At 44.7% G+C, this 20,497-nt stretch carries 18 protein-coding genes and 1 pseudogene; 3 read left to right on the forward strand and 16 right to left on the reverse strand.

The genetic code is table 11. The features are described from left to right. Positions 1–165: 165 nt before the first annotated feature. From dndD to dndB, 4 genes are read right to left on the reverse strand one after another with little or no spacing between them, the layout of a single operon-like run. Positions 166–2,151, reverse strand: a complete 1,986-nt coding sequence (gene dndD / locus NC996_RS15800; RefSeq protein WP_190684038.1) for a DNA sulfur modification protein DndD — start codon at positions 2,149–2,151, stop codon at positions 166–168. Between the two features lie 58 nt (positions 2,152–2,209). After that, a complete protein-coding gene (dndC, locus tag NC996_RS15805; protein ID WP_190684041.1) occupies positions 2,210–3,796 on the reverse strand; it encodes a DNA phosphorothioation system sulfurtransferase DndC in 1,587 nt (528 codons plus the stop codon). A gap of 18 nt (positions 3,797–3,814) precedes the next feature. Further along, a complete protein-coding gene (locus NC996_RS15810; protein WP_190684044.1) occupies positions 3,815–4,768 on the reverse strand; it encodes an HNH endonuclease in 954 nt (317 codons plus the stop codon). Continuing rightward, the gene (gene dndB / locus NC996_RS15815) at positions 4,765–5,853 is read right to left on the reverse strand and encodes a DNA sulfur modification protein DndB (protein WP_190684047.1); all 1,089 of its coding nucleotides are present in this window, start codon (positions 5,851–5,853) and stop codon (positions 4,765–4,767) included. Before dndB ends, NC996_RS15810 begins: the two co-directional genes overlap by 4 nt. Positions 5,854–5,982: 129 nt before the next feature. Here dndB and NC996_RS15820 point away from each other — a divergent pair, with 129 nt between their 5' ends. Beyond that, positions 5,983–7,584 carry a DGQHR domain-containing protein gene (locus tag NC996_RS15820; RefSeq protein ID WP_190684050.1) on the forward strand — a complete coding sequence of 534 codons (1,602 nt, stop codon included), beginning with the start codon at positions 5,983–5,985 and terminating at the stop codon, positions 7,582–7,584. A 121-nt stretch (positions 7,585–7,705) separates the two neighbouring features. Here the strand turns inward: NC996_RS15820 and NC996_RS15825 are convergent, their stop codons facing one another. The 10 genes and pseudogenes from NC996_RS15825 to NC996_RS15870 all read right to left on the reverse strand — a co-directional run bounded on the left by NC996_RS15825 (position 7,706) and on the right by NC996_RS15870 (position 16,851). Beyond that, entirely contained in the window at positions 7,706–8,749 is a 1,044-nt protein-coding gene (locus NC996_RS15825; RefSeq protein ID WP_190684053.1) for an endonuclease/exonuclease/phosphatase family protein, read from the reverse strand. 202 nt (positions 8,750–8,951) lie between these two features. Further along, positions 8,952–9,422 (reverse strand): DNA phosphorothioation-associated protein 4, encoded by a 471-nt coding sequence (locus NC996_RS15830; protein WP_190684057.1) that lies wholly within the window; start codon positions 9,420–9,422, stop codon positions 8,952–8,954. Between the two features lie 78 nt (positions 9,423–9,500). Next, positions 9,501–9,647 carry a hypothetical protein gene (locus NC996_RS15835; protein ID WP_348260004.1) on the reverse strand — a complete coding sequence of 49 codons (147 nt, stop codon included), beginning with the start codon at positions 9,645–9,647 and terminating at the stop codon, positions 9,501–9,503. A 145-nt stretch (positions 9,648–9,792) separates the two neighbouring features. Then, a pseudogene (locus tag NC996_RS15840) lies at positions 9,793–10,346 on the reverse strand (Uma2 family endonuclease). A gap of 51 nt (positions 10,347–10,397) precedes the next feature. Further along, on the reverse strand, positions 10,398–10,949 hold the full coding sequence (locus tag NC996_RS15845) for a Uma2 family endonuclease (RefSeq protein WP_190411012.1): 552 nt from the start codon (positions 10,947–10,949) through the stop codon (positions 10,398–10,400). Between the two features lie 6 nt (positions 10,950–10,955). Then, positions 10,956–12,902, reverse strand: coding sequence for a DUF3370 family protein (locus NC996_RS15850; RefSeq protein ID WP_190684063.1), 1,947 nt, complete (start codon positions 12,900–12,902; stop codon positions 10,956–10,958). A gap of 250 nt (positions 12,903–13,152) precedes the next feature. Next, positions 13,153–13,899: an SAM-dependent methyltransferase gene (locus NC996_RS15855; RefSeq protein ID WP_190684066.1), complete on the reverse strand. Its 747-nt coding sequence runs from the start codon at positions 13,897–13,899 to the stop codon at positions 13,153–13,155. 72 nt (positions 13,900–13,971) lie between these two features. After that, on the reverse strand, positions 13,972–14,625 hold the full coding sequence (locus NC996_RS15860; protein ID WP_190684069.1) for a Uma2 family endonuclease: 654 nt from the start codon (positions 14,623–14,625) through the stop codon (positions 13,972–13,974). Then, positions 14,615–16,681: an AAA family ATPase gene (locus NC996_RS15865; RefSeq protein ID WP_190684072.1), complete on the reverse strand. Its 2,067-nt coding sequence runs from the start codon at positions 16,679–16,681 to the stop codon at positions 14,615–14,617. Before NC996_RS15865 ends, NC996_RS15860 begins: the two co-directional genes overlap by 11 nt. Beyond that, positions 16,678–16,851 (reverse strand): hypothetical protein, encoded by a 174-nt coding sequence (locus NC996_RS15870; protein ID WP_190411017.1) that lies wholly within the window; start codon positions 16,849–16,851, stop codon positions 16,678–16,680. The genes NC996_RS15865 and NC996_RS15870 overlap by 4 nt, the downstream gene beginning before the upstream one ends. 215 nt (positions 16,852–17,066) lie before the next feature. On the opposite strand from NC996_RS15870, the gene dndE reads away from it, so the two are divergent. Next, positions 17,067–17,474 (forward strand): DNA sulfur modification protein DndE, encoded by a 408-nt coding sequence (gene dndE / locus NC996_RS15875; protein WP_190684075.1) that lies wholly within the window; start codon positions 17,067–17,069, stop codon positions 17,472–17,474. Between the two features lie 5 nt (positions 17,475–17,479). Here dndE and NC996_RS15880 read toward each other — a convergent pair whose 3' ends face one another. Both NC996_RS15880 and NC996_RS15885 read right to left on the reverse strand, forming a co-directional pair. Then, positions 17,480–18,688: a class I SAM-dependent methyltransferase gene (locus NC996_RS15880; protein ID WP_190684080.1), complete on the reverse strand. Its 1,209-nt coding sequence runs from the start codon at positions 18,686–18,688 to the stop codon at positions 17,480–17,482. A gap of 11 nt (positions 18,689–18,699) precedes the next feature. Further along, complete coding sequence (locus tag NC996_RS15885; RefSeq protein ID WP_190678461.1) at positions 18,700–19,707, reverse strand: PfkB family carbohydrate kinase; 1,008 nt, start codon at positions 19,705–19,707, stop codon at positions 18,700–18,702. Positions 19,708–19,919: 212 nt separating this feature from the next. Between NC996_RS15885 and NC996_RS15890 the strand changes: the two genes are divergently transcribed. Then, positions 19,920–20,195, forward strand: a complete 276-nt coding sequence (locus tag NC996_RS15890; protein ID WP_190411022.1) for a LuxR C-terminal-related transcriptional regulator — start codon at positions 19,920–19,922, stop codon at positions 20,193–20,195. Positions 20,196–20,497 lie beyond the last annotated feature (302 nt).

Here is a 20,497-nt window from a genome sequence, read left to right on the forward strand (position 1 = left end):
CTACACAAACAAAGTCCGCCTACGCGGACTTCTGAAACCCGCGTAGGCGGGTTTAGTTGAATAAATGCGAAGCAACTTCTGCCCCCCTTCTTCCGAAGGGGGGTAAGGGGGGTTGGCGTAGATGCGAATTCTATTCGCCCTCTTTACTCACATAGAATTGTGAGATCACCAGAAATAACCGGGTACTACGGTTGTCTGGCGATCGCTTGTGTCATACTTCAGCAGATACTCATGAGCGATCGCATCCAATTCTCGCAACCTTTCGACTTCAGTTTTGCCAACCTCAGTATCGGTGGATAATAGAATCACCTGATGACTCGCAGAGGGAAAATATCGCTCAACTAAATTTTGTCGGTGCGAAGAATCTAGTCGCCCCAGCGGTGTATCGATTGCTACAGGCAAGTGGTGTCCGGCGACCCGTGCTAATCCCCATAAAAAAGCGATCGCTAGTAATTGTTTTTCTCCGGCTGAGAGGCGATGCTTTGGTACGGGTTGTCCCTGCGGATCGTAGATAGAAAGGCTGAAGGTTTGCGTGTCAATGGCTACGCGATGCACTAAGTCAGATTTGTGCAGAAGATAGCGGAAACACTTGGTTACTTCTATTTCTAATTTCTTGAGTTTTTTCAGGCTTAATTTTTCCCGAAATAGCTTTAGAGTCGCTTGGACTTTGGCGACGGAGGCGATAATGTGCTGATTATTTTTTAGCTTGATATTGTCTTCGCTATAGTCTGCTAATTCTTTTTTTGTTTTAGCGATCGCTCTAGTTAATTCTTCGCAACGGCGGGTAGCCATTTCATGAGCAACTTGAGCTTTCGCGACTGCATTATTCGTTTCTCTAACAGCATCTTGTAGTTGTTGATACGCTTCTGGGGAAGCAGCAGCGGCTATCTGTCTATCGAGAGAATCTATTTCAATTTCTAGTTCTTCTAGTTCTTCTAGTTTTTCTTTGGCTCTAAATTTAGCGGTATTTATGCCAAAACTTAAGAAATTATCTAGTTCCTTGATTTCTTCTAGTTCTGCTAATAACCAGGGAGTTTCATTTGCGGTAATCTCTTGCTCAAGTTGTTGATTTTCTTGGTCTAGGAAGAATTTAATTTTGTCAAGTTGCTCGGAAACTAATGACAATTCGGCAATATAATTTAGGAGACGATAGTCTCGTTCTACCAAAACATCCCGTGCGATTTTTTTCTGTTGTTGGCGGCTTTCCTTTTCGGCTTGGCATTTAGCTTGTTCAAGCAGGGGAGAAATTAAGGTGAGAGGAAAGGCACCAGAAGCTAATTCTCGCAGCGCCTCCCGCGCCTTTTCTGCTTGGGTTGTGAAATGGTCTTTTTGTTTTTCTAGACGGTTGCGATCGCTTGCAAGTTTTCCACCTTCGTACAGGAATTTTTCAGAGGCTTCGCGCTGCTTTTTTTCAGCCATCTCTAACTTATTTTGCAGAGAACCTACTTCTTGGGTTGCAGCTTCTAATTCATCTTTTTGTACATTAAGTTTTTGTTCAATTTCTTCTAACGTAGCGAGTTCTTTAGCGCTAGCAATTTCTTTGCGCTTACGGCTAACGAGGACATCTAAATCGGCGGATAGACGTTCTGATAGTTCTAAGCCTAATAGCGATTGAATTGCTCCAACAACTAAAGGGGGTGGAGTATCCAATTCGGCAAGTTCTTTTACTTGTTCGCCGTCAAACAAAAATAGATTAGAAATTCCCAGCGGTAGCAGGTTCTCGATATATTCATCCCAGGTGTTGGCAAGGGCTTTATCGGGCCATTCTTCATCTACTAGAATACCGAGAGTATCTTTTCCGTCTTTGGGTTCCTTTTCCCAATATCGGACAACTCTTAAAATAGTTGGTTTGTCGTCTTGAATGACCTCGAAAGCTAATTCAATTCGGGCTTTTTCTGTGGGTGGGGTATTGCGGTTGACTGACTGGGTAAGAAAGTCGTTATAGCTTAAGTTGCCGCGTGTAGAACATTGGGCGCGAGAACCGTACAAAGCAAGGCGAATGGCGTCCATCAGGGTCGTTTTACCGCCGCCATTCATGCCTCCAATTAAGATAATCGGGCGAGTATTTTCATCCGTTTCGGGGCGGAGGTTGATGACTTGTCGCCCCAGATAAGGGCCGAAATTTTGCAGGACGAGTTCGAGAAATATCACAGCTTATTGAGAATAGGTAATCAGTAACGGCTAATGGGTAATCGGGAATAAACAGCACTTATTCATTAGCGTCATCTACTTTTGGCGATGGAAATTTCATGCTTGCCCAACTTAGCTGTTTCACTTTGTCAATATCTTCTTCGACAACAGCATTTTTCAAGTCGCGCTTATCATGGGCATTTTGAATTGCATCCTCTTTCGAGCGAGAACTGCTTTCAAAGCATTTATCTAGCTTTTCATAGACACCGCGCCGAGTTTTGGCATGATGCTGGCGTTCTGTATCTAGCAGCTTCGCCATCAGTTCTAGGTGCATTTCATCATTGCAGATTTCTTGTAGAACTTCCCACTCGTCAGTACCTAGGAGTTTCCTCTCAGCACCAGGACGAATGTCTTGGAACGATTCGCCTGTGACTTCTTCGTAAATACGCGGCAAACTGTCATCAAATTCGTGTTTTTTTTCTAACCAAATACGACGAATTTCGCTTAATTCATCCTGGGTAATTAGGGTGATGTCGCGCATTTCAGGGGGTGCAGTACGGCGAACTTGGGTTTGTGCTTCTAAGACTCGCCTTAGCCAATGTTCTCGCCAGTATTTTGTATAGGGGCCAGGGACTGGTTCAACTGAGGTCTGGTCATCAACATTACGCTCGAAGAGTTGAACATTTCCCCAGATGCGCCGAAAATCTCTTCTATCATAATCATCCTCGACATCCAATTCGTTGCGGATATCGAGTAGAGGTTGCATCCATTCTTTTTCTTCATCATTCTGGATCATTGCCTCCATCGATTTATCTTGATTCACCATTGTGCAAACCCAGCAGCCAAAGCGCGAACTACCACAACTAGGGGTAGAAGTGTCAATTACTAAGGGGCATTCATTATCTGCTGTTGCACCCCGATACATAGTAAATAATTCTTTGTTGCTGTGCCCCCAAGGATTCTGCCACTGATTCAAATAAATCCAGACTTCATCAGTCCGCCAATCCTGAATAGGGCTATAAATCAAAGAGTTAGGTAAACTAGGGCTATGGTAAAGCAAAGACTTAAGCGAACTAGAATTATGATTGAGACGGTCGCTGACTCGACCTACTTCATGCTTTTCCATTGAAGCAGCTCGTTTAACACTTTCTGCTTTGCGAGTGCCTAAGACAAGAATTACCTCTCCGTTTGCTCTTACTACATCACGAACAAAGCGATTAGAAGGTTGAATTTTTAGACGTTCAGTACACCATCGAAATCTATGGCGCGGTGAGGGATATCCCTTGCCAATCAGGTTAACCCAAAAAGTGTCTTTGATATCTGGATAAAGCAAATGAGGTTCTATTGGTAATTCTTGTGCTTTAGCAGCAGATTTCATTTGCTCCAATGATTTACGTACCCAACTAGAAACTATAGGATTTTCTACTAACGTATCTGTTGTAATTACGTATATTTTTTTTGTTCGTTTTTCTGGCGGTAATCCTGCAATCGCATTCCAAACTAACTGCACTACTGTTCCACTGTCTTTACCGCCTGAATATCCTAAAATCCAAGGAATTTCATCTAAACAATATAATTCTTGGATTTCGTTGGTTAGCTTTTTTATGTCTTCCACTAATTCCGCCACTGTGCGCGGAGGGAATAGTGACATCTGTGCTTCTGTCATGTCTGTAACCTCTGTTTTTTATAATTTAAATACATTTCTGCGATGCCACTGTAGCGCTTCAATGCTTGGGAAGTATTGCTCTGAACTTGGCAGTAGAATAAGCTCCCCCTGAAAATCCTTCATAGGTTTAGCGTTTGGAGACTGTTCTTGTAAGTTACTGGCAACTAAAATTTTAAAATTATCATCAATTCCAAACCAACCATAATCAAATGCCCAATGATGATTTTTACATAATGATATTCCGTTATCTGCTCTACTATTATAAAATAGTGCAAATGGTTTAATATGCGCGCCATCTACAATAGTTTGACTTATTGATCTAGTTACTTTTAATTTACAAAACGCACATCGGTAGTCATAAATATGTACAATAGCTTTTCGGAAAAAAGCATTTCTAACCGCTGATTTTTTGAAAATAAACCTTGGCTCATGTTCTGTAGGCTCTAACTCAAGTTTATTTGTATCCTGAAAACCTTGGTTAATTTTTAATATTTCCTCTATTTTCTTACGATTATCTGAAAACCAAGATGCAACAAGAATATCAATTAAATCTTGCCTGGAAAGTGGATCTTGGAGTAAATTAAACAGCTCACTATCTAAATAAGCATACTGAACAGCGTCTTTTAGCTTATTAGTTGTTTTAGGTTGTAAACCATTGAAGTTAGGCTTAAATTCAAGATGCCAAAATCCGTCGCTTTGCAGATGAAAAAATGGATAATGGAGACCACCCTTATAAGACGTAGAAGCAAGGATATTCCAATATTTATTAAAAGTGTTAATCAACTCATCTGAAACAGTAATCTGATTATCGATGATTAGATTTTGTGCAACTAAATCGATAACAGATAACAGCAGTATTGGCTTATAATGAGCATTCCCACGTTGGTGGCTACTACTCACATTAAGCTCGGAAAAACGTTGGCAGTAGTAAGCTAAATTCCTTTGATTTTCTGGATGTTCTCCTGTACTCATTTCTCCCTCCTTATTACACGGGCATTCTCTAACCTTTCCTCTTCTGGTGTCAGCAACAAATTCAGGTGCTTTTTAATATAAGCACTCATCTGACTGACACTGGTGCGGGATTTAGAAATCCCACCACTAGACATAATTATCCCTTTCCAATCAGGATTAGATCGCGACCAGTCAATTTGTTGCAAACCTTCTAGATGTGAGTCCCAGTTTTCCGGGTAAAGCGACAGCAAACTTGCTCCAACAGCGCCTAAACTAGCGATCGCGATCGCGTGACTATGCACATAATCCCGCCGGATTTCGCCTGCGCTAACCTTCCCATGTAGAACTTGCTCCCAAGCTGGGATATAGCGACTAACTGCATTCCAGTAACGGACTGCTCGTTCAATCTGCTGTTCAGTCTCCTGGCGATCCGTTAGCAGGGCAAGAGTAGCATTATAGATGCTGTTGAGAGTAAATAGCTTGCCGGAGCGAGTAGGCAGCGTACTGCGTTCCGTATCCGTCAGGTTTCTAAAAACCTGGACTTGCTTGACAATTGACCGCACCGAGTTTGTTTTCTCGTCCCGATGATCGTAAAGAATGTTTAGCGATGGATCGGCATCGACTGCATAGCGGTTTAAATCAATAAACATCTGCTGCGATCGCTTTAGACCAATATCTAAAAAGAAGATAACCGCGATCGTTTCATACCCCAGTTCGGGATTTTCTTTCAGCGCCATTTCCAACGCTGCCCGTCGATGTTGCCCGTCATGGATGGCAAACCGCGCATCCATCGGCACCTTCAAGCGTCCAATCTTCCGCGCTTCTGTCTCTGTTCCAATCGGTTCAAAAGTGATATCCGCGTCAATTGATGCCGTAATTGCCGAGAAAATGTAGTTAGTCGGATTGTTCAAAATATATTGGGCAATTTCTGGCACGCGGGTTCGGTTGAGCGATCGCGTTGTCCTCATTTCCGGCGGCATTTCCCCATCCTCCAACGGGAACAGCTTCGGGATAAATCGCACCGGACACATCGAAACATAGTATTCTCGCCCTGCCTGAATTCCTCGAATCACAGGCAAAACGTACTCAAAGGAGGGGGTAAGCATAAATACCCTGCCTTAGTTGGTTTTAGATACAATCTCAGTATACATAAAGTTTTTAAAAACTTAGTTTGACATAAGAAGTTTTGACTGATAGTTTTTAAAAATTAATTAAGTTCCCCGCGAAACCTGCCTATGAACAGCCCCGCCAACCCCACAACCGACCTTGCAACCCAGATTTTGGAACGGGAAAATCAGGAAAAACAAGCGATCGCGCTCCTTTTAGATAGATATCTGGCGCGAAACGACCAATTCCTGGTTCAAAAGATAGAAATGGGCGGCACCGAGGCTTATATCGGTTCGGCAACCCTAGAGTGGTTTGCCAGTCGCGTTCGGTTTGCCTCTCGCCTACCGCTTTTCCGGCAAAAATTCGATCCGGAGAAAGACAATGTAGAAATCGACGCCGAGAGTATTGAGGAGATTCAGCAACGACCCCTAGATTGGTCGCGTCAAGCGCCCTTGACGCAGTATTTAGCAGCTCGAAAAACTCACAAATTCCCGCCAGTTCTAGTAGTTGTCAATCAACCTTGGGTAGACAATCCCAATGCTGCCGAGTGGGATGCAAGCGGACGTGCGATTAAATCCGCTGCTGATTTTATGGCACTCGATAAAGACGGCAAAGTAGGGTTATTGAACGTTTCCCCAGATGTCACGATTTTTGCCTTAGATGGTCAACATCGACTGATGGGCGTGCAGGGTTTAATGGAGTTACTTCAAACAGGGAAACTCCCACGATATAAAAAAGATAAAAAGCCTTCAGGTGCTGTTATTACAATTGACGATCTCAGGCAGAGCTATGAGATAGATCCGGCTTATTTGCAAAACTTAGCTAAAGAAAAGATAGGCATTGAATTTATTTCAGCCGTAGTGACTGGAGAGACGCGGGAACAGGCACGACGACGAGTGAGATCCATCTTTGTTCATGTCAATCTCATGGCAGTACCTTTAAGTAAAGGTCAGATGGCACAGCTAGATGAAGATGATGCATTTTCAATTGTTGCCAGAAAAGTTGCTGTCACCCATCCTCTACTAAAAGATATTGATGGGCGCAATCCCCGCGTCAATTGGGATAGTGCAACAGTTGCCGCTAAGTCAACCGTTTTAACCACCCTGCAAGCCCTCAAAGAAATGTCTGAGCGCTACTTAGAATACAAATTCCCCAAGTGGAAACCCGTGGGGAAAAAAGGTTTAATTCCCATGCGTCCGGATGATGGAGAACTAGAAGAGGGAATTGAGGAATTTAAGCAACTTTTCGATTATTTAACAACTCTGCTCAGCTTTCAAAGGTTAGAGAATGGCGCAGAAACCCCGGAAATGCGCCGCTTCAATTTTGAGAAAGGTGGAGGGGAAGGAAATATACTTTTCCGCCCGGTTGGGCAAGTTGCCTTAGCCCAAGCTTTAGGAATTTTGGTTTTTAAAAAGGGATTTTCGCTAAAAACTATTTTTGAAAAGCTTCAGAAATACGATGCGGATGATGGTTTCAGTGGGATGGAATCTCCTGATTCTCTTTGGTATGGCGTTTTGTACGATCCGAATAAAAAGCGAGTTTCAGTTGCCGGAAAAGACTTAGCCGCCAGATTAATTGTTTACTTGCTGGGTGGAGTTGATGATGACATGGAACGTGCAGAAATTCGCCGCGCTGTAGCTGAAGGAAGAACAATAGAAGATAAAGCAATGGGATTTAATGGCAAGTTTGTAGAGCCAAGGCAGGTAGGATTACCGCCTATTCTATCTTGAGCTTTGCCTTCTAGATACGGCTTTCGTGTAACTGAATGAGTTCCTGAGTTCCAGACGCGATTAATTGCGCCTGGAACAAACTATCAAAATTGTTTTGACAGACTACTACTAATTTTATGACTCAACCAGATTTGAGATAAATGAGTTCTGCTTCTACGGGTAAGTGATCTGAACCTGTTGTCGGTAAAACTTTGCTAGAGTGAGAACCCCAATGTTTTGAATACCCAATATAGTCAATTCTGAAGAGGGGATAATTTAATTTTGAAGTTGAGTTTTTAATCAGGAAGCTTAGTTCCCAGCCATGAGGCCAAGTAAAGCCAAAACCTAACCCTGATGTTTGGAAGGAATCTTGCATAACTGTTCTTAAATAATGATAGTCTTGCGACTGGTCTGTCATATTAAAATCACCAACCACAATAAATGGCTTGGTTTCTTTCTGGAGCCGCTGCACTAAATCCTGAATTTCTGCCGAGCGTTTTGTGTAATCATAAATCGGGACAGTGAGGAAAGGCAAAATTTTCTGAGGACGAATCCAGGGAGAGATAACTTGAATGTTATAAACAACTACGTCTTGCTGATTAATTTGGGTAATCGCTCGTTGCTGAATTTCTTGATGACCCGCTAGGTGTAAATTTTCGGAGAATAAAATTGGATATTTGCTGAGGATTGCCACGCTTTGGGCATAAATTTGGTAGGGGTAGGATGTCTGTAAGCGGGGAAAAGCTTTTTCAGTATGTCTGCGAACAATTTCTTGTAAACAAATGATATCGGGTTGTTGTTGTTGAATTAATTTAACTAAATTTTGGGAACTGGTTTTATGCCAACTGTTGTTTAAGGATAAAATTTTGATATGAGGCTGGGAACTGTTTGATCGTAAAGCGTGAGGAGAAAAGTATTTCAGATGCAACCAACTGACCAGCAAGATGCAAGCAATCGATGAAATAATCGAGAACCATCGTTTTTTTATAATTGAAAATGCCAATAGTGGTAAAATTAATATCGGTAAAAAAATAAAAGGGATAAAGGTGCTAACAAAGCCAACAAGCCAGAAACTATCCCAAAATATTAGTCTCAGCAGGAAATACAAGACAATGAATCCTGAGTAGGCGTAAGCCAAAATTTGAGTGACTAACCTCAAAATTCGGCAAAATTTAATCGCAATCATTTCCTGGCTTGATTAAATTATTTTGTGTATCGTTGGATGTGTAAAAGATTTTCCCGACGAACCACGTTAGCGTTTGCGTAGCGGCGCGGATGCGCTTAGCTATGCGCGTTAATGCTCGCTAAGTACACGAGGGAGAGAAAAAATTTAATGATTCATGTAAATTAGCTAGATAAACTTGTCGGACGTAATAATAAAAGCTAACTTAAGTGAGAAACCTGCTGAGATCGAATTCCCCTTCTACTGGGTCTTCCTTATTACGTTCAGAACTAAGTAGTAATAAAAGGGTGGCTGTATAGTCTACTGTTCCCCGCAACTCATCTTGTATAATCTCTAACCCTCCGTTGGCATATTCTTCAAAAATCCGGATGCGTTGTTCTTCGGAATTTTCATCAGTAGGAGAGAGAATTTTTATGTCTTTAGTTTCAGCGATCGATAATAACTGAATCACCCGATCGGTGCCTCTAGATACAAAAACCTCTAGGGCGATCGCACCCGGTTCCCTTTTGGAGATTTCTCCTAAAGGCGATCGCTTTCTCCGCTTTGCCCCCAAGGCTGCTGCAAACGCGATCGCATCAGCGTAGGTTTGGAAAGGGCCAGTTGTGCTATCAGATGCTACTAAGCCTTGCACCAAATCAGCTTTATCTTTCGCAATTCTGATTCTGTTTGCGCCCATTGTGTTAATATTTTTTGCTTAAATACTCATAACGAATTGAAATAGCGATCGCTCTGTTCATCTTCTAAGCTAAAATGTTCACTTTTTGCCTTGGGAACGTTTCAATCTTTGCTCCAGATATATTTTTCCCAAGCTAACCAACTCCTTGCCAAGCCTAAAAATTGTTCCCCCAAGCTCAAGAAAACCTTTCGGCTTTTTGAATTCGGTTTCTTGAGGCAAATCCACTTTTTCTTTTTTCTTGGGCTGACGAGGCGCTGGGTCAAATCCTTTAGGCTTTTGAGTCATAGTCTGATTAGAAAATAAGACTTTGCACAATGAACTTTCTTTATATTATCTGCCGAACCCATGCAGATACAGAGCGATCCTCAAATTAGGGAAACAGTTGATTCACTTGAACTTCAATCTCTGGAAAGGCAAGCGGAGAAAGCGTGGCATCTTCATCCAAAATAATTTCTTGTTGATAATTCGCTTCTCCCGGTTCGCGGAAAACGTAAACTCGTCGCGTGTTCACATCCAGAACCCAGTAATCAGCAATCCCAGCTTTGGCATAAGTGCGTGCTTTCATCTGGCAATCTCTATTTAGAGTAGAATCTGCCACTTCAACTAACAGGAAGATATCATCGGGTGTAGGGTGACGCTCAAGATGCGGGGATCGATACGAACAACAGCAATATTGGGTTCGGGTTCTGAGTTGGGGCGCAGCGTAATTGGTAACTGCATCCGCAGGAACGCTTGATTTGTCAGTAGACTGTTGAGATAGTTGAACGCCCGTTGCATCGTAGCAGCATGGGGAGGTTGTTGAGGACTCATTTCTAGAATCTGTCCTTCTAGGAGTTCCACTTGCTCGTCAGTTGTCAGAATTTCTGTCTCGAGCATGCGGTGGTACTCATCTACAGTCCACAAGCGTCTACCAGTTACAGTCATAGATTTTTAGCTGTAAAAATAGCTTGATTGAGTGTTATTAAAAGTGGGCGTCTAAACAAACAAATCGTCTACTGCCATCAACCATCCCGGCACAGCGGGTTCAGCTTCAGCCACCTCACCACGACGGTAAACTTGCGGCTTTGAGGGATTGCTAGCACGATACACCTTGACAACTTCCGCCTTGAGTACATCTACATCCCATACCACCAGCGTACCCGCCGCAAAGTAATCCCGACGCTTAGCTGCCATTTCCGCTTCTGCTGCCTCACCGTAATCATTCTCGCTTCTCACTTCAGCAGCAAAAACGGGTGCCCCTTCTAAGAACTTTCCGCCGCTAGGATTGCCGATGTAGAATGCAGCATCAGGGCTGAAAGAGCGGCGGTTTGGAAGATTGACAATAAAGCCAACATTATCAGGCAAAGCATAACCACTTTTGGTGCTGCGTTCGTAATCGCGTAGGCTAACATATATTTCACCTCCTGCACGTCCTGGCAGAAAACCTGTCGCCGCCATCAGTACCAATTCTCCGTTTACAATTTCCGCTTTGCCATTTTCCGGTATGCGGTATAAAGCTTCAATTGTTGTTTCTGTTTTTAAATTCATTGTGAGTTACCCATTTGTGCTGATGGTGAGAACCTGCGGCGGTGTGGAATCTGGAGGATAGAGAAAATCTACCTGTACTTGTCTCTTGTCGCCTGACGGCATCTTCAGCGTTACCAAAGGTTCTCCCGGCTGTCCGCGTCGCTGTACCAGATGCACGTAGCGCGTCTTTTCCACTCCATTATCATCGTTGTAACGCAGCCTGACTGTGCCTCGAAAAAAGACTTGCTTCGAGAGGGGATTTAAGAACAAAAGTCTATCTGTCCCTCCCTCATCTTTCAGGGGTGTTTGTACAGATACAGTAACAGTTTGGGTTTGATTAGTAGAGTTCTTTAGCGGCAAAGTGAGATTGTATTCCACCCCGTAGTTACTGTGGGCAAAATACGCTGTATCAGGATAGCGAACTAGCATCGGGGCACTTTGAATTTGCTTTGTGCCGAGGGTAATGAGATGCAGAGTGCCCAACGCATAGGAAAACGCTTTTCCTGGCTGAGGAATCGTTAAATCTGAGGAATTAGAACCATCGGTCATTTGTGCTTGCCATTGTGCCCCTTGGGACACACCCGCCACGCGACTAAAAACTGTAGGTTCTCTAGGTGGATCTAATGGTGTGGGAATTGGATCGCGCTTCCCTGCCAAACCGCCTGTATTCAGCAGCTTTTGCCATTCAGCCAAAGTAGGTGTCCTCTCGCTGCCATTGCCATTGCGGGGGGCATTCATGGCTAAATTGGCAACATAAATTGGGCGATCGCTCGACAACCGCATCATCGTGGTGCGACCATTCGAGGAGGGAGCCTTCACCGGAATTGGCTGATTCATCAGCATTTGGCTTTGCCCCGGTGGAATCGTCACCTTTTGGGAGAATTTTTCCTGCCGAATCCCTCGCAGCACATCATTCATTGTCCGGCTGCCAGGGCCAGCGTAGACGGTGCCGTTAGGATTATCTTTAATATCTGGCAAGGAAATAAACGGCGCATCGGGAGTGGAAAGGTAACTTGCTGCTTGCAGCACTTCGACAGTGGCAGGTTGATCGCCGGGATTGTGCAAAATCACGCCTTGGTAAAGGGTGCGCGTTTGCGAGGAATTTTCTGCCCTGGCGATGTGATGAGAAAATAAATCAAATCGTCCCTGGAAGGGGAAATTTAAATGCGCTTCCGGCACCTGTTTGCCTGCTGGGGGGAAGGTGGACAGCAGAATGCCTTCAGTTGTCACGAGTTCGGGGCTGTTGCTGTTAAAGGTGGGAACGGCATCCAGTTTTCCCGGTAAAGCCCGCACCTCCATCGGTTGCACTTCCACCCCGGCAATATACTGCGGCGGAATCGTATAAATGTTTAACGCCCGACACATCGACGCTGCCACTTCCCCTCTGGTGGCGCTGCGATTGGGATTGAGCTGTTTGACGTTAGGATAATTGACGACAAGGGTGCCCACTGCTGCGGAAGCGATCGCATTCTGGGCATAACTTGGAATCTGCGCCGCATCGTTAAAATACTGCCCTAGCGTCTGACTGACATTTTCCGGGATGGGATAATTTGCCGCACCTGCTATAACGCCGATTGCTTGCACTCTGGGAATGGCTTGACTCGGTTGAAAAATCCCGCCGGGATAACCCGAAAAAAAGCCTTTTTGATAAGCGGTTGCGATCGCTTTATTCGCCCAGTGACTAGCAGGCACATCTCTAAAAGCTGTGCTGCTACGCTTTACTGGCGCATTCGGGAAGGCATTCAACATCAGCACCGCCGCCTCAGCGCGTGTCACCGTTGCTTCTGGGCGAAAGCTGCTATCCGGGTAGCCCGTCACTAACTTTCTTTGGGCTAACTGAGTAATGCAATCTTTCGCCCAATGGCTTTGAATGTCAGAAAAAGCGGCAGTACTGGGTGTTGATAAACCCAACAAAGACACAAAAAGAACGGAAGTAACGGCAGGATTTGTTAAGAATTTGAGAGTTTTAACCATTAAAAGGCTTGAATGTCAACGAGAGTCTTTGAAGTATTTTTAGACAAATTTGTTGCCAGCGGAAAGCGATGCGCGATCGCCCTGTATCTACAAAGCTGATTCAGTAATCCAAGGGAGAACCTCTTTCCTGCTATAGGAAGGTAGTAATTTTCCCCCGTTCCTTGTAGGGAAGAGGGTTGGGGGCTAGGTCTTTGATTACTGAATCGACGCTTCAGCAGCATTGCAGTAGGGATGCGCCGACCAATCTTATTTATTTATAAACCACGCAGCCATACATAAAAACCGGCTCGCTAGCCTCAATCGGTTTTGCCGATAAGTCAGCCTGCCACGCCTCAACTGGCAGGATACCATGCTCGGTTAATTGCCAGCGTCCCAATAGCGATCGGATCGTTTCGGGATTACGCATATAAACATGCGCCCCCATTGAGTCCAACAGTTCTAGCAATTCCGGATATAGTATTCCCGCTTCACCATCAAAATCCAGCGCCAAGAAACTACCCGCCGGTGCCCAATCATAGAGCTGATCGAGCATCTGGGTCATAATTTCATCAGGGATAAAGGCTGCAACACCCACAAAAACCATACCTAAACGCCGAATTGACCCCAGCACTTGTGCAACAACCGCTCGATCGAGCGTATCAAGGTTTGTCGCATCGCAGAAAGTGTAGTCAGCGTTCGAGTTCTCGGCTAAAATCTCTTGACCCAGTTTGATATTTGCTTGATCGATATCAGTATAGAGAACCTTTGCTTGCGGTACAACTTCATGCACATTCCCACAAGTTGGTAATCCGGAACCGAACACCATAAATTGGTCAATTCCCTGCGATTCGATATAGCGGGATACCTGACCAATGTAGTCTCGTAACTTGCGAAAAACGGTTGGGAAATTAGGGTATACTCCGGTAAAAACTTTGGCTGCTTCCACATCAATTGGGAAGTAATGAGAACCGCCAAGCCAATAATCAATCATCCGGGCTGTGTTGGGGGAAACTTCCATTCCTACTCCTTTCGCGGATAAATTTTAAAAAGAGCGATCGCTCTTTTTATCCTCTTTCTTTTGACTGCATTTTTAGCTAAATGATTGTAGCAGCCAGCGAGTAATTGCCCCATCATCCTCAGATTGGCTGCGTTGCAGTGCTTCTTCAACGAGAGAAAGCGTCAATCCTGGTAATACCAACGACTCTTGGATTTCGCCACTCCGCCCATCGGAAATCGAGAATGCGATCGCATCATCTGCACTCGCATCAACGACCCAATATTCCCTCACTCCTACACGTTCATAAATTAACCGCTTCATCCCCAAATCGTCATTCACCGATGACGCCCCAATTTCAATCACTAAGGCAGGGGATTGAAACTCATTCAAATTGATTGGCGAGTTTGTTCGTGGTGGTAATTGAAACTCAGCGCCGATATAATAAGACAAATCCGGTTGAAATTCGCCTACCCCTCTTTGGCGAAAAGTGGCATTGTTTAACTCTACAATTCTAATATTTCTAAGTGTAGCAAACATCTTCACTACGCTAGAAACAATAGAATTTTCCCTAGCATGAAGTGGTCCAACTGCTGCCATTTCAATCCTCATGTAGCCGTGATGATAGAAAAATTTACCCTTTTCATAAGCAGGATTATCAGCTAGTGCAATAAATTCTTCCCAAGGTGCTTTTATCCAGGTATCTGTCACTAAATTCTGTTGTACAGCCGCTGATGAACTAGAAATCATAATCCACCTCTACAATCTCGGTATATTCAAACTCGTTAGGACTTTGCCTAACTAAATCGTAATCGTTTCCGTTTAATTCAATCGAATCTTTTTCGCATTCCGGCTTAGAAGAGTAATAAGTCAATACATATTGCCTACCAATCCGAGTAGCGATTTCTGCGGCTACTTCACCGCGCCATTGAGTTTTAGTGACTAAAACCACTAACTGATTTGCTAATCTGGGAATCGTCTTCGCAATTTGCCGCCGATAAATTTCATCCAAACTTCCGAAGGGAGAATCCATCACAATTGGAAACGTGCTGCTATCTGGTACCATCAGCATTTCCTTATGACTCCACTCGCGAACCCTATCGATAATGCTACCGATAAACGATAAGCTGAGAATTTGATTTTCTCCCGTAGAAGCGGCGACGGGTGACTCTGAACCGGCGGTATTTTCTACTAATGTTAGCTCGTATTTTTCACTAAGCTTTGGGATATAGGGAGTAAAGGAAATTTCGCTAAATATTTCTTGTACTCGCTTTTCTAGCTGCACGCGGAACTGTTGATCGAGACGCGATCGCACTTCGGTTAATCGCTCAATTGCATCCTGGGTTGCAGCAATTCGTCGCTGGGCTAGCGCTTGCTTTGCCTCATTCATCTCATGTTTGGCAATTTGCTTCCCTAAGCTTTCAACTTCAGTTTTAATATCGGCAATTTTCTGGCGATTCTCCCCTTCTTCTAGAGTTAAATCTCGAATTTTTGCTTCAATTTCATCTAACCGCTTTTGAAAGTTGCGAATTTCCTCACTGGGATCTTTTCTTAACTTATCCCGAATTTCATCTAGTTGCGTTTCTATTTGAGAAATGGTTTGTCTACACTGAGTAATATTCGCTTGCTCTGTATCCACCTCTTCCCAAAATGCCGGTGCTTGCTTATCAATTTCATCTACTTGGGCACTCATGCGAATCGCAGTTTCCTCAACAGCCGCAATTCCTGCTTTATCTAACCAGGTTTCAACACTTCCATAAGCAGCAGTTCCCTCATGCAATTCTGTACCGCAAATACAGCGGTGCTGATATAATAAATTAGTGACAAATTGCCGATCGATGCCAGAGGGTAGCTCGCCTCGCTGTCGTAAATTATCAATAATCGCTCGGAATGCTGCTGTTGTCTCGGATAATAAAACGGTGTAACCTTGGGTTGCGATAGCCCGTTTTAAGGCTTCCTGGCTTGTTTTCAGATTTTGTTGATTGACAGCTTTCTGTTCTTCCAGAGATTTTCGTTCTTCTTCTAAACTTTTAGCCGCATCGAGTTCCCGTAAATGGGCGCTAATTTCTTTTTTCAGCGTTTGTTGAGCGGCTAACTCTTCCCCTATTTCAGTTTGACGATTAGATAAGCGATCGCTTTCTTTCTCTCGCTGCTCTTTTTTCTTTAATAACTGCTGAGTTTGAGAGTCACCAATTGCTTTTAACTCAGCTTCTAGGGTTTTTCTTGCCTCCCCCAGATGCTTGATGGCACGATTTAAAACTTCGACTCCCAAAAGTTTTTTCGTTGCTTCAGCGATTTCCTCCTTTTTTTCGGAGCGAACAATTTGCTCAATTCGCTCTCCATCAAAGAAGAAATACTGATGCAAACTTTCGGGTAATATTCGCCCAATAATATCTTCCGGATGTTGGGTAGGCAATCTCCAAATTCCATCATCCCCGGCGATTTGCATATACAATTTGCTTTCGCCTTGCTCGATGGTTGCACCCTTATAAGCGCGACACTCGCGTTTTGCTCGGTAGCGTTTATCGTTATGTTCCCAAGTAACTTCCACCCAGCATTCTACTGGAAAACCGGGTTTGGCTTCTGCAAGCGATCGCTTATTCACCAGCTGCTCTTGTGAAGCAAAAGCGGCACTAAATTTCTCGTACAATACCCACGTAAATGCATTTAACAGCGTTGTTTTTCCCGCACCATTATTGCCGTGGATAATCGTAGTATTTTCTTCCTCTCCACAGGAAAGCAAAATTTCTGGAGTCTTACCATAAAATTGCCGAAAATTACATAATTTGATGGAAGTTAGCTTCATCGCACGACTTCCTTCACAATTGTCAAAATATCATCATTGATATTGCGCGGTTGTTTCATGTAGAGCTTATCTTTCTCCGCCTGTAATACTCGCTCAATGATTTGATAAACTTCTGATGGAGCTGTCGTAATTGGCTCCTGTACTTCATTTAAATAGGGTTCTTTCGTCACTTGGCTTACCACCCTGCAAATAGACTCTATTTTATTTCTAAACCCAAAGGTACGCAAAGGTTAACTTTAAAAGATATTTTGTTAGAGAATTTTTACTGAATTGCGGTTTAATGTAAAGAATTAGAGGAGGCTCCGTGCTTAGCACTCCTTGGAAGCGATCGCTTTCGGGCGAGTAATCCTCAAGTTTTATCGTTCAAGGCTCTATTTAAAGACTGATGGAACCACCCATTGACCGAATTCGCCTGTCTCAAACAGCCAAAGATCAGCTAAGTAAGCTCAAGCGCAACACCAAAATCGATCAGTGGAATATTCTTTGCCGCTGGGCATTTTGTCGCTCTTTGGCAGAGCCAACAATCCCTTCGCCGGTGCCAATTATAGGAGATAGTAATGTCGAAATGACTTGGCGTGTCTTTGGTGGAGAACTGTCTGATATTCTGTTAATTGCCTTAAAGCAGCGCTGCCACAACGATAGATTAGGAACCGATCGGGAGACTTTGGCGACTCAATTTCGCCTGCATTTGCATCGCGGGATTGGTTATTTAGCAGGCGATCCAAATATCAAAAAAATTGAAAATTTAATTGAAGTTGCTGAAACAATTAAAAATGAAAAAGCAAATTTTTAATTGTTTTATGGCATTGTCAAACCTTTGAGCTTTAGCTTTCTCTCGTCCTCGCTTAGCCCTTTGCACTGCACCAGTACCCCAAAACCGCCCAATCCCGTTGGATCGAGGAACTGGTGTAGGGCGTCACGACGGCGCAGTACATCCATAATGCTTTGCTGCTCGGCAATCGGACGATCGCTATGAGAAAGGGCAGCAATGCGATCGCCCAATCCCAGCGCCATCAGAAACAACGCCTGTTTCGTAAAACCCACCCATGCCAAGCCGCAGCGATCGCCCCAACGCTCCAAGGCAGTAAAATCCACATGAGCGGTGATATCCTGTTGCCCAATCTGCACGTAAGGATCGTTATGGTGCCGATGCTGGTAATAACACTGAAGCGTCCCCTGACTCCGCTGGGGATTGTAATATCGAGCCGCTGGGTAGCCGTAGTCAATCGTCAACAAATACCCGCGCTTCAGCTTATCGGCAACTGTACTCAGCCAAGCACCAGCGGCTAGATTAATCTCGCTGCGATAGCCATCTGCATAGGCAGCAGAGGGCAACTCAAGCCCCACTAAATCAAAATACTCAGTCAGTTGAGGCGTAGAAAGTTCGCCGATTACTTCCTCAAAATGGGTTCCATCCGGCATGGTGACATAGATTTCTTGGAGCTTCCCTTGCGCGATCGCAAACTGATGCACTGGCAATGCATCCACCAACTCATTAGAAAAAAAGCAGCCAGTTATCGAAGCGCTAGGTATCTCCTCCAGAGAACACCACCTAACGGGTGTAGCGCCTTGCATTTGGGCGAATATTGGGGCTAATTTCTGCAACACCTGCTGCTGTTGGGAAATTAGCCCCGCTGCCTTTTCAACGATCAGGTACTCTAAGGCATGAAAGAATGCTGGATGATGCTGGTGTAAATGCAGCAGAATATCTGCTGCTAGGAGTCCTTGTCCCGCCCCCATTTCCACAAGCGTAAATTGCGCCGGACGTCCCAAAATGTCCCACATTTGGACAAATTGCTCAGCCAGCAGTTCGCCAAAGTCGGCACCCAGATTGGGAGCGGTAAAAAAATCACCTTCCGGCCCAATGTTGACGGCGTTTGTGGCATAGTAGCCGTAGTCCGGCTCGTACAGCACCCACTCCATATACTGAGCAAAGGTAATCCGCTGGTTGGGACTGTTGGCAATGCGCTCACCAATCAAGCTCAAGAGCGATTCAGACTCGTGCATCAACGATTCTTTCAACCTTCAACCTTTACCGTTTTGAGGAAGTCTTCCACTTCAGCCGCCGTTGGCTGTGCAGCGATCGCTCCCGGCTTCATTGCGGTGATCCCACCCACTGCATTTGCATAAGTTACCACCTGCTTTGCCATTTCAGCATCAGCGAGATGTTGAATACCATGCTTGCACAACTGATCGATGAACCCGGCAAGGAACCCATCCCCCGCGCCTGTGGTATCTACCACCTTGACGGAAAAAGCTGGCACCTTGTCTTCATTCCCACCCAAGCAGTAAGCACAGCCTTTTTCACCGCCGGTCACTAAAACGCCCTCTACTGAATCCAGACGGTAAGCGATCGCGCCAGCATCAGTGGTTTCAAATAACCATTCAGCTTCTTCGTCAGTGATTTTTAAGAAATCGACGTGCTTGATCAGTTCCTGAATCATCGGCTTGGAATCGCTGGGATCGGGCCAGAACATATCGCGCCGATTCACATCTAGCACAATTTTGACATTGTACCGATCTGCCAGTTCCAGGGCTTTCGTAATTGCCGCTCGCGCATCAGGATAAGCTAACTCCAGACTTCCCAGGACGAGAAAATCAGCGTTTTCAAACAAAGCTTCTGGCAATGCAGACGCTTGTAGGTGCGTATCGGAAAATTCTGTCGTGTCACGAGTTTCTTTTGCAGAAGTGGAGCTAACGCCAAATGCGGCAAATTCCCGTTCGCCCGATAGCGATCGCACTACATAAACTTGCCGCGTCGGTGCGGTGTCATGGCGCTGCACGCCCGTACTATCCACACCCACTTCCTGCAACAACTGCACCAATCGATCTCCCGGCTGATCCTTACCTACACAGCCGATAAATCCAGAAGGGGTTCCCAACTTGACCAAAGCACACGCCACATTTGCGGGTGCGCCGCCCGGATAAGGCGTCCAAGATTCGACATCTTCAAGCGATCGCCCCAGTTGATCGGCTAGACAATCAAACAAAATCTCTCCGAGGCAGAGAACGCGGGGATGGGTCACAACTGCACTCCTTGTCAACATGAACTCAGCCTACCAGAGCCTCTACCCCCTAGATCCGGATATTCACAGAAGCTCAAGATGATCCCAGCCTTTTTTCCGACTCCCAGAGGTGGGAGATATTGTCTCAATCCCAGTCACGAACGGGCTTACCCCCAAAGGATCTTCTAAAATTAAAGAGATAGTAAGTAGATATAACTAAGGAAAAAATACTTATGGCTGGTAGCGAGACTTATACCCCTGCGACACTCTCCGAGCGAGAACTGCAAATCATTGAGCTAGTTGCTGCTGGCTTAACGAATCATGACATCGCCCAAAAGCTGGAAATCAGCAAACGAACCGTGGATAACCACATCAGCAATGTATTGACCAAAACCAAGACTGACAATCGGGTGGCGCTGCTACGCTGGGCTTTGCAATGGGGCAAAGTTTGTATCAATGAAGTCAACTGCTGTACCTTGCCCACACCGGCGGATGAAGTGATTTCCTAAGCGAGCAACCGGGAAACCCTACGAAAAAAGACAATCGTCAAAAGACAATCGTCATTAGTCATTGGTCATGGGTTGTTGGTTATGGGTTGTTGGTCAGTCAATTATTGTGAATTGTGAGATTAGCGAATTCATGGCGAATTGTCAATTGCTTTTCAATTTGTCAATGGCTAATTCGCTAGCAAACGAATCAATCAGGGTCGCGGATTCAATAACCTACATCCCTTCACCTCGTAGATTGGGTTAAGCGATCGCGTTACCCAACGCTACATTCAGTACTCTGGTTGGGTGGTCGTAACATCAAA

Origin of the sequence: Trichocoleus sp. ST-U2 (genome assembly GCF_039961875.1) — a bacterium.
Taxonomy (GTDB): Bacteria; Cyanobacteriota; Cyanobacteriia; order Cyanobacteriales; family FACHB-T130; genus FACHB-T130.